This window comes from Magnetococcales bacterium (assembly GCA_015228935.1).
Classification (GTDB): Bacteria; Pseudomonadota; Magnetococcia; order Magnetococcales; family DC0425bin3; genus HA3dbin3.
In genome coordinates, this window is record JADGCO010000013.1 from 54,467 (window position 1) to 62,231 (window position 7,765).

Consider the following 7,765-nt stretch of genomic DNA (forward strand, 5'->3'; position numbering starts at 1 on the left):
CTGATGTGATCGGGCATGGCTCTTCGCATCAACTGATGATATGCCGAACACGCGGCAGAAAATCGTGGACGACGACCGGTTTGACGGCAAAATCCACGGCTCCGAGGCGGAAGGCACGATCCCTGGTTTCTGTCTTGTCGTCGCCGGTGATCAGGATGACCGGGATGGCTTCGGTTTCCGGTTTTTTCTTGAGTTCCTTGATCAACTGGAAACCATCCATTTCCGGCATGGCAATATCGGTAATGATCAGATGCGGGAGTTCCCGGGCGATCATGGCCAGGGCTTCCTGGCCGCTGCCGGCTTCATGAATCGAGACATCCAGGGCCTCCAGGAAGGCGCTGATCATGACCCGATCCATGGCACCATCGTCCACAACCAGCACCCGGGGGCGCAGAGGGGGGAGCCAGATGGTAAACGTCGTGCCGGCACCGAGTTCGGATTGGGCTTCCAGACGGCCACCATGGGCCTTCATGATGTCAAAGGAAAAGGGCAAACCAAAGCCGGTACCGGTTTCGCCCATGGTCCCCTGGGTGGAAACCTTCTCCTCGATCTGGAACAGCTTCGGCAATACTTCGGGTGGAATGCCCACCCCGTAATCCAGGACCGCAATGGCCGTGGCATCATCGGGAGGGGAGATCAACTGGATCCGTCCGTTGGGATGGCTGAACTTGACGGCATTGGAAAGCAGATTCTGCACCACCTCGCCCAGCAGGGCCGGGTCACCATAGAGACGGCTCTCTTCGGGAATCTGGTTGGTGATCTGCAAACCCTTCTTGCGGCTGATGTATTCAAGCTTCTGGATGGCATCTTCCACCAGAAAGTGGCCATCGAAAAACCGTTTTTCCAGACGAATCTTGCCGGATTTCAGGCGACCGATGTTGAGAATTTCCTCGATCATCATGGTCAGGTTGCGACCGCTCGACAGGACATCGCCGAGGAGTTCCTTCTGCTCTTCGGTCAGGGGATTTTCCCGATCCTCCTGGAGAAACTCCAGGAGACTCATGATGGAACTGAGGGGTGCCCGCAAATCATGGGCCACCAGGGAGACGAATTTGTCTTTGAGACGACTCGCCTCTTCGGCCTCTTCCTTGGTCTGGATCAGGGCCGCTTCGACTTTTTTACGTTCCGTGATGTCCCGTGCCGAGGCGAGGATGAGACTCCCCTCGCCGGCATCGACGATCCGGCTTTTGATTTCCACGGGAAAGGAGGAGCCATCCTTGCGGCGGTGTACCCCCTCCACTGAAAGCGTGCCGGAAGTGCGAAGATCACGCACGTGATCTTCCCAGGAAGTGATCTGGACGGTTTCGCCTTGCAGCTCAGTCACAGTCAATTGCAGGAGTTCGTCCCGGGTATAACCCAGGGTGGTCCAGGCCGTGCGGTTGGCATCCAGGATGTGTCCCTGGTGCGGGTCGATCACGAAAAAGGCATCTCCGGCATGATCGATCAGGTTGCGAAATTTTTTCAGTTCCGCTTCGCGCAGCAGACGCTTCTGGATATCGCGAAAGGCACCGATGAGTTTTTTTTCGCCCTGGGAGACAAAGGAACCGGTGCTGATTTCCACCGGAAACGTGGAACCATCCTTGCGGCGCAGATAGCACAGAGGAATGTGGCGACCATCTTCGGAAAGTCCCTTGTCGCAGGCTCCCTGGACCGAGGTCGTGTCCACCGGGGAGGCAGAAAAATCGGTCATTTTCAGGGAGAGCAGTTCCGCCCGGGAGTGTCCCAGCATTTTGGCCATGGCCGGGTTGCAATCCTCGATGCGCATGGTCGTGGCATCCATGACCACAATGCCGTCGGTTTCGCTTTCGAAGAGGATGCGATTGCGTTCCTCGGTTTCCCGCAGGGATTGTTCGGTATGGCGGTGCGCACGCAGATCGTGCCCGATACAGAGAATTTCCGCCGGTTCTCCCCGGCCATCCAGAAGCGTGCGCCGGGTCCACAACAAACGCAGACGTTCGCCGCTTTTGGTGCAATGTTCGCTTTCATGGAGAGAAAACGACTCGACAGAACGGTTGATGGTGGTCAGGCCGACCTGGCTGGGATCGCCAGCACCATCCCGTTCCGGAACGAGAGTTCCCACCAAAGGGCGACCCTGGATCTCAGACAGGGAATAGCCGAACAGACGTTGGGCAAAATCATTGAGATAGGTGACCCGCCCCTGGCCATCCAGGCACAAGATGACGCTGTTGGCCATCTGTACCCAGTTTTGAAACCGGTCGGCAGGAATTTTGGGTGACGTGGCAGGGAAAAGAGGCGTGGAGGCAGCATCCGGTTGCGAAGCAGGGAGTGGCTGGGTATGCGCCGGTGCTTTGTTTTCCATGGGTGTGCCCGTGGGTCAATGAATCGAACGATGTATGCCAACACCGGGACAGTTCGTCGCATCATGCGCAACGGCCCAAAGCGCAAGCCCGCGCTCTGTTGCTGTTCCCCCAATCTCCGAATATACCAGGATCTGTTCGCGTTCGGAAGCACGCATGGCAATTTTTCCTGAATGTGGGCTTGCCGTCAGATCGTGTCCAGGGCAGCATCGGGCAGATTTTGTTTGAATTCATGACTGTTTTTCAGTATAGTCCCAGTATGGAGTTCTTTGCAAAAATGTCGGAAAAGAGTCAAAATTTGTGATAATTGAGTATACAACAGGTTGATTTCAAACGGCTCGCATTGTGCGAAAGGGTTCGATTTGGATTTTTTGCAGGGGACACGGTATAGTGTGGCATGTGGTTTATCTGTACGGCAGATTTGTGGATGTTGGTGGAACGGATGCGTGGAGATGAACCGATATGTGCGTTGTCCGAATATTGCCTTTTGGAGCAATTGCTGTGGAAACAATGCGATGGGTAGGATTCCGCCAGGTATATGCCAGTGGTTCTGAAATATCCCAAGGATGTTCGTAGAACATTTCTTGTTTGGCAGCTCGACAAGGTTACGGACAGGGGTATGACATGCTGACAATCACTGTGCAATGTGAGGTTCCAGTAGAAAGAACAATCACCGTCAAATTGCCAGATCAGATTGAGCCGGGCATACACGATGTGGTTTTAGTGTTCGACCAAAGTGCGTCTCACCGAAAAATCCCTGACGATGCTCAAAATCTTATGAAACTGTCTGGCACTGTTCCTTCCTTCGCCAGGATCGATGGCGTTGCCTGGCAGCGATCCTTGCGGGAAGAATGGAAATGAGGTTTCTATTCGACACCAATGCCGCCATCAATTTGTTGAGCGGAAAGATCGTTGATCCTTTACCGGAAGGCCAATATGGCATGTCCATCATCAGCGAAATCGAATTGCTTTCCTATCCTTCTCTGACTTCAGAGGAAGAACAAGCCATCCACACACTGATAAGGAAGGTGGAACGATTGACCCTGGACAATGCAATTCGAGACCAGGCCATTGCTTTACGACGTGGCCATAATTTGAAACTGCCCGATGCGGTCATTGCTGCCACGGCCATGGTCTGGAAGTCCACTCTTTTCACCAATGATCAACGTCTCCACCAGGTTCCGGGCTTGACGGCAATAACTTTGAATATCAAAACCCCAGAACATTGAAGGAAGAGCGGGAATATATAATTACGATCCAGGAACCTGGACACAGGGTGTGCCTGCGTCCGACATGAAAACGGGCAATTTGATGCATCAATCTCTCGGGTAAGATAACAGCAGGTGGAACTGAAGGATTGGGAGGGTGGTACGCACAATTTGATGATGGCATTGTGTCGTCATGACAGCACCATGCCTGAATGGTAAAAAGTCGGTAGTGTCAGCCAGCACTCTTTTTGCTGAACATGGCCATGGCCTTGGCATATTTGAAAAAACTGTTGCCGCAGCCGATGACGACATGCACCAGGCCCGGAATACCATCCAGGAATCCCCGGCGGATGAGATAAAATTTGATGAATCGCACCAGGGGATTGAGCAGCAGATGATGGAAACGAGGACGCTGCCCCCGGGCGAGCAGTCGCTGGGCTTGCAGGGTGGTGTAGTGGTTTTGTTTGGCCAGATAGGTTTCCAGACTCTGCTCGGATTCGTGCAATAAATCCCCGGACAACCACCCCACCGTGCCGGTGGTGATGACATGTTCGTGGATGGGATCCAGGCTCCAATGGGCATGATCGCGGTGATACAGGCGCAGATTGGGATCGGGATACCCTTCGCCATGACCCAACCAGCGCCCCATGAACCGATTGCGGCGGGCCATCCGGAAGGCATGGTGTCGGGGGACCCCGGTCAGAGTCTGGAGCAGGCTGGCACGCAACTCTGGCGAAATCCGTTCATCGGCATCCAGGGAGAGAATCCAGGGATGGCGGGCCATGGTGGCGGCAAACTGTTTCTGGGGACCGAAGCCGAGCCAGGGCTGCTCGATGATTCTGGCCCCGGCCTGGCGGGCCAACTCCAGGGTGTGATCGGTGCTGCCGGCATCCACCACCAGGATTTCATCGGCAAAATCCAGGGATGCCAGACAGGGTCCGAGTACGGATCCGGCATTGAGGGTGATGATCACCGCCGAGACGGGAGTACGGGGAGACATGACGGCGGCAAACAAATCCCCGGGTTGGGTTTCTTTCATGACGGTGCCAACCAGGCCCGGGGTTCGAGTTTCTCGCCTGGCAGCGGCAAACCAAGCCCGGGTTGCAGTGCCTCCCAGACCCGTTGCGGGGCAAGAGTGGCCAGACAGGGGGGATGGCCGGGGTGAATTCCCGGCGGGGGGTGACACACCCGCCGCATGCACGGCGCACAAGGAAAATCAGCCGCCAGCAATGTTTGTCGGGAACGGGCCACGCCCGAATAATCCGGATTGGTGGCACCAAACAGGGTGATGCCCGGAATATCCAGGGCACCGGCCAGATGGGCCAGGCCGGAATCCAGACCAACCACGGCAGCAGCCCCAAGCAAATGGGCCGCCAATTCACCCAGACGCAGGGCCGGCAGAACCCAAACGCCATGACCAGTGGCCGTTGCCATACGTTCTGCTCTCTGCCGTTCCTGGAGCGTGCCCCAGGGAAGCCAGATATGGAAATGTGTCTGGGTGCGGATGTGCCGGGCCAGGTCGATCCAGCAGGCCTCGGGCCAAGCCTTGCTGCTCCAGGCCGTGCCATGCAAAAAAACCACATAAGGATGTTCCGGTCGGGCCAGGACGGGCAGGCGGTGCCGATCCAGGCCAAAATCGGGTGGTGTGGCGGGCAATGGATAGGCCAGGACTTCCGCCAGCAGGTGCCGGAGTCGCGCCACCACATGGTCAAGACCGGCAGCAGCCACGGTTGTCTGGTAGAATGGCAGGGCATACCGTTCCCGGACCCAGGTTCGATCCGGTCCGAACCGCCGGCCCTGTGCCAGACGGGCCAGAATGGCACTTTTCAACAAACCCTGGGCATCCACGATGTGGGTAAACTCCTCGCCTCGCATTCTGGTCAAAAACTGCTGCAACTCGCCGCGACGCCAGGCCTGCATGGGGGAACGACGCCAGCGGCGCAATGCCACGGGAATGATGTGATCCACCCCCGGATGCCAACCGACCATTTCGGCCAGATTTTCTTCCACAACCCAACTCAAACGCAGGTCGGGACATGCCCGTTTGGCATCGGTCACGGCAGGCAGCATGTGCAGGACATCCCCCAGGGAGGATGTTTTGATCAGGAGGAGATTGACAGTCACCCGATCCGCTCCAAAAGCCGTTGTGGCAACGGTGGATGGGGTGCGATCCGGGATTGCCACAGGGTTTCGAGGGGAATATCCGGACGCCACAGGGTGCCATCGGGCCGGCTGCGCCAACGGGCATGCAACCAGTTGTATTGCTCGGGCCACTCCAGGATCCAGGGTTCAAAGGCAGCCTGGATGCGGGCCGTAAAGAGTTCCAGTTCGGCGGGCGAGGCCGTTGACGGCGGCGGTTCGAGGGGGGTGCCGATGCGGATGAGCGACTCTCCCGGTGCGGTGCGAATGCCGGCGACCGGGACAACCCGACAACCGTACTGACTGGCCAGTCGGGCCGGACCTGCCGGACATTGGGCCGGAATGCCCAGAAAGGGGGCCGTGATGCCTCCCCGCCGGGTGTTGATATCCACCATGAGACCCAGAATCTTGCGGTCGGCAAGGGCACGCACGGCAGCACGTGTCTCGTTGCGACGAATCATTTCGACGCCATAGTCACGGCGTACCCGCTTGAATTCCCGTTCACTCAGGGGATTGTTGGCATGGCGATACACCACCACCAGGGGTAACCCCGCATCCGCGCCGTGTTTCAAGGCAGGTTCCCAGGAACCCAGATGCATACAGGCCACAATAACGCCTTCTCCCCGGGCATGGAGGGCGGACAACTGGTCCAATCCCTCGAAGCGGCAACGGCATTCCCGGACCCGCAACCCTTCCAGATGGCTGAGAAAAATATTTTCAAAGACCAGTGTCGCCAGCCGGTCCAGGCGGGAACCCGACAGCTCCGGACCATAGACCAAGCGCAGATTGGTACGTGCCCAGGCCCATTCGGAACGTAAAACGTGGTGGGCGTGCCGGGCCAGCCACCGTATCCGCCGGGTCACAACGTCCATCTCCCCCTGCCGAACCCAGGCAAGAACGCCCCGCAAGACCAGCCATTCCAGAACATGTGAAATTTTGGGCATTTTTCCGGCGCAAAACCCTGTTGACTGTTGGCAACCGAGGCTGGGCATCATGGTCATGCGGTGATTTCCAGGGTTTCGGCCTGAATTTCGGCCTGAGGTAAAAAGGTCCGGTCATCTTCCACAGGTTCCAGGTAGAGGTCAATAGCCTCGTGAATGCTTGCCAACGCTTCTTCCCGAGAATTGTCCTCGCTGATGCAGCCTGATCAGGCGGGAACGACCACGGTATGACCGTCTGCCTCGCCTGGTTCGAGGACGGAGATGCATGATCACGGCAACAAAGGCAGGCCCAGCTCGGCAAGGAATTGGTTATGACGCTGTTTGGCTTCACCGATCTTTTCCTCGGCGGCCATAAGGTCTGCATGCACTTCGGCAAGATTGATCTCATCCTCCGCCTCGGCTGTGCTGACGTAGCGGGAGATGTTCAGGTTGAAATCATGTTCTTCCTCAATGATCTCCAATGACACGCGCCGCGAATAGCGGGCTTCTTCCTTGCGGTGCTGGTAGGTATCGATGATCTTTTCGATGTGTTCGGGCAAGAGCTGGTTTTGCCGCTTGCCTTTCTCGTAGTGTTCGGCTGCGTTGATGAACAGCACATCATCCGGTTTCTTGCATTTTTTCAGCACCAGGATGCACACCGGGATGCCGGTGGAGAAAAACAGGTTGGCCGGCAGGCCGATCACCGTATCGATGTGGCCGTCTTTCAGCAGCCTGGTGCGGATGCGTGCCTCGGCACCACCCCGGAACAGCACGCCGTGCGGCAGGATGATGGCCATCACCCCGTCCGGCTTCAAGAAGTGGAACCCGTGCAACAGGAAGGCAAAGTCCGCCGCCGACTTCGGTGCAAGGCCATGGTTCTTGAAGCGTACATCCTCGGCGAGCGCACCCGTAGGCTCCCATCGGTAGCTGAACGGCGGATTGGCCACCACGGCGTCGTGTACTGGTTCAGCGTGAATCCGACAAACGACCATCGCGGATAAGCTACTTTTCATTCCCCATTCGGCATCTTAACGTGCCGAGAGTTGCGTTTTTTAAGGCATCCTGGATCTACCAACTCGATATGCAGGAAACGAGGGGCGATTGACCCCTCGTCCTCAATATCGACTCGGTGAGTCCAACCAGGTTATCCCTTGGTGGGTTGCTCGCCAGCATTGCCCAC

At 57.1% G+C, this 7,765-nt stretch carries 6 protein-coding genes and 2 pseudogenes; 2 read left to right on the top strand and 6 right to left on the bottom strand.

Annotated elements, in window-relative coordinates; translation table 11 throughout:
• Positions 1 to 28 precede the first annotated feature (28 nt).
• Complete coding sequence (locus HQL65_05600; protein ID MBF0135696.1) at positions 29 to 2,320, bottom strand: PAS domain S-box protein; 2,292 nt, start codon at positions 2,318 to 2,320, stop codon at positions 29 to 31.
• Between the two features lie 622 nt (positions 2,321 to 2,942).
• Here HQL65_05600 and HQL65_05605 point away from each other — a divergent pair.
• Positions 2,943 to 3,179: a hypothetical protein gene (locus HQL65_05605; protein ID MBF0135697.1), complete on the top strand. Its 237-nt coding sequence runs from the start codon at positions 2,943 to 2,945 to the stop codon at positions 3,177 to 3,179.
• Complete coding sequence (locus HQL65_05610; GenBank protein MBF0135698.1) at positions 3,170 to 3,547, top strand: type II toxin-antitoxin system VapC family toxin; 378 nt, start codon at positions 3,170 to 3,172, stop codon at positions 3,545 to 3,547. The genes HQL65_05605 and HQL65_05610 overlap by 10 nt, the downstream gene beginning before the upstream one ends.
• Before the next feature lie 211 nt (positions 3,548 to 3,758).
• Here the strand turns inward: HQL65_05610 and HQL65_05615 are convergent, their stop codons facing one another.
• From HQL65_05615 to HQL65_05635, 5 genes and pseudogenes are all read right to left on the bottom strand, one after another.
• Positions 3,759 to 4,526 (bottom strand): glycosyltransferase family 2 protein, encoded by a 768-nt coding sequence (locus tag HQL65_05615; protein MBF0135699.1) that lies wholly within the window; start codon positions 4,524 to 4,526, stop codon positions 3,759 to 3,761.
• Between the two features lie 35 nt (positions 4,527 to 4,561).
• A complete protein-coding gene (gene waaC / locus HQL65_05620; protein MBF0135700.1) occupies positions 4,562 to 5,650 on the bottom strand; it encodes a lipopolysaccharide heptosyltransferase I in 1,089 nt (362 codons plus the stop codon).
• Entirely contained in the window at positions 5,647 to 6,666 is a 1,020-nt protein-coding gene (locus HQL65_05625) for a lysophospholipid acyltransferase family protein (protein ID MBF0135701.1), read from the bottom strand. Before HQL65_05625 ends, waaC begins: the two co-directional genes overlap by 4 nt.
• Positions 6,663 to 6,830 (bottom strand): annotated as a pseudogene (locus HQL65_05630) (type II toxin-antitoxin system HicB family antitoxin). The gene HQL65_05625 and the pseudogene HQL65_05630 overlap by 4 nt, the downstream one beginning before the upstream one ends.
• A gap of 45 nt (positions 6,831 to 6,875) precedes the next feature.
• Positions 6,876 to 7,541: pseudogene (locus HQL65_05635) on the bottom strand (N-6 DNA methylase).
• Positions 7,542 to 7,765 lie beyond the last annotated feature (224 nt).

Excerpts from the sequence above, each read along its gene's own strand:
- HQL65_05600 (MBF0135696.1), bottom strand. The coding sequence starts at position 2,320 with ATGGAAAACAAAGCACCGGCGCATACCCAGCCACTCCCTGCTTCGCAA.
- HQL65_05605 (MBF0135697.1), top strand. The coding sequence starts at position 2,943 with ATGCTGACAATCACTGTGCAATGTGAGGTTCCAGTAGAAAGAACAATC.
- HQL65_05610 (MBF0135698.1), top strand. The coding sequence starts at position 3,170 with ATGGAAATGAGGTTTCTATTCGACACCAATGCCGCCATCAATTTGTTG.
- HQL65_05615 (MBF0135699.1), bottom strand. The coding sequence starts at position 4,526 with ATGTCTCCCCGTACTCCCGTCTCGGCGGTGATCATCACCCTCAATGCC.
- HQL65_05625 (MBF0135701.1), bottom strand. The coding sequence starts at position 6,666 with ATGACCATGATGCCCAGCCTCGGTTGCCAACAGTCAACAGGGTTTTGC.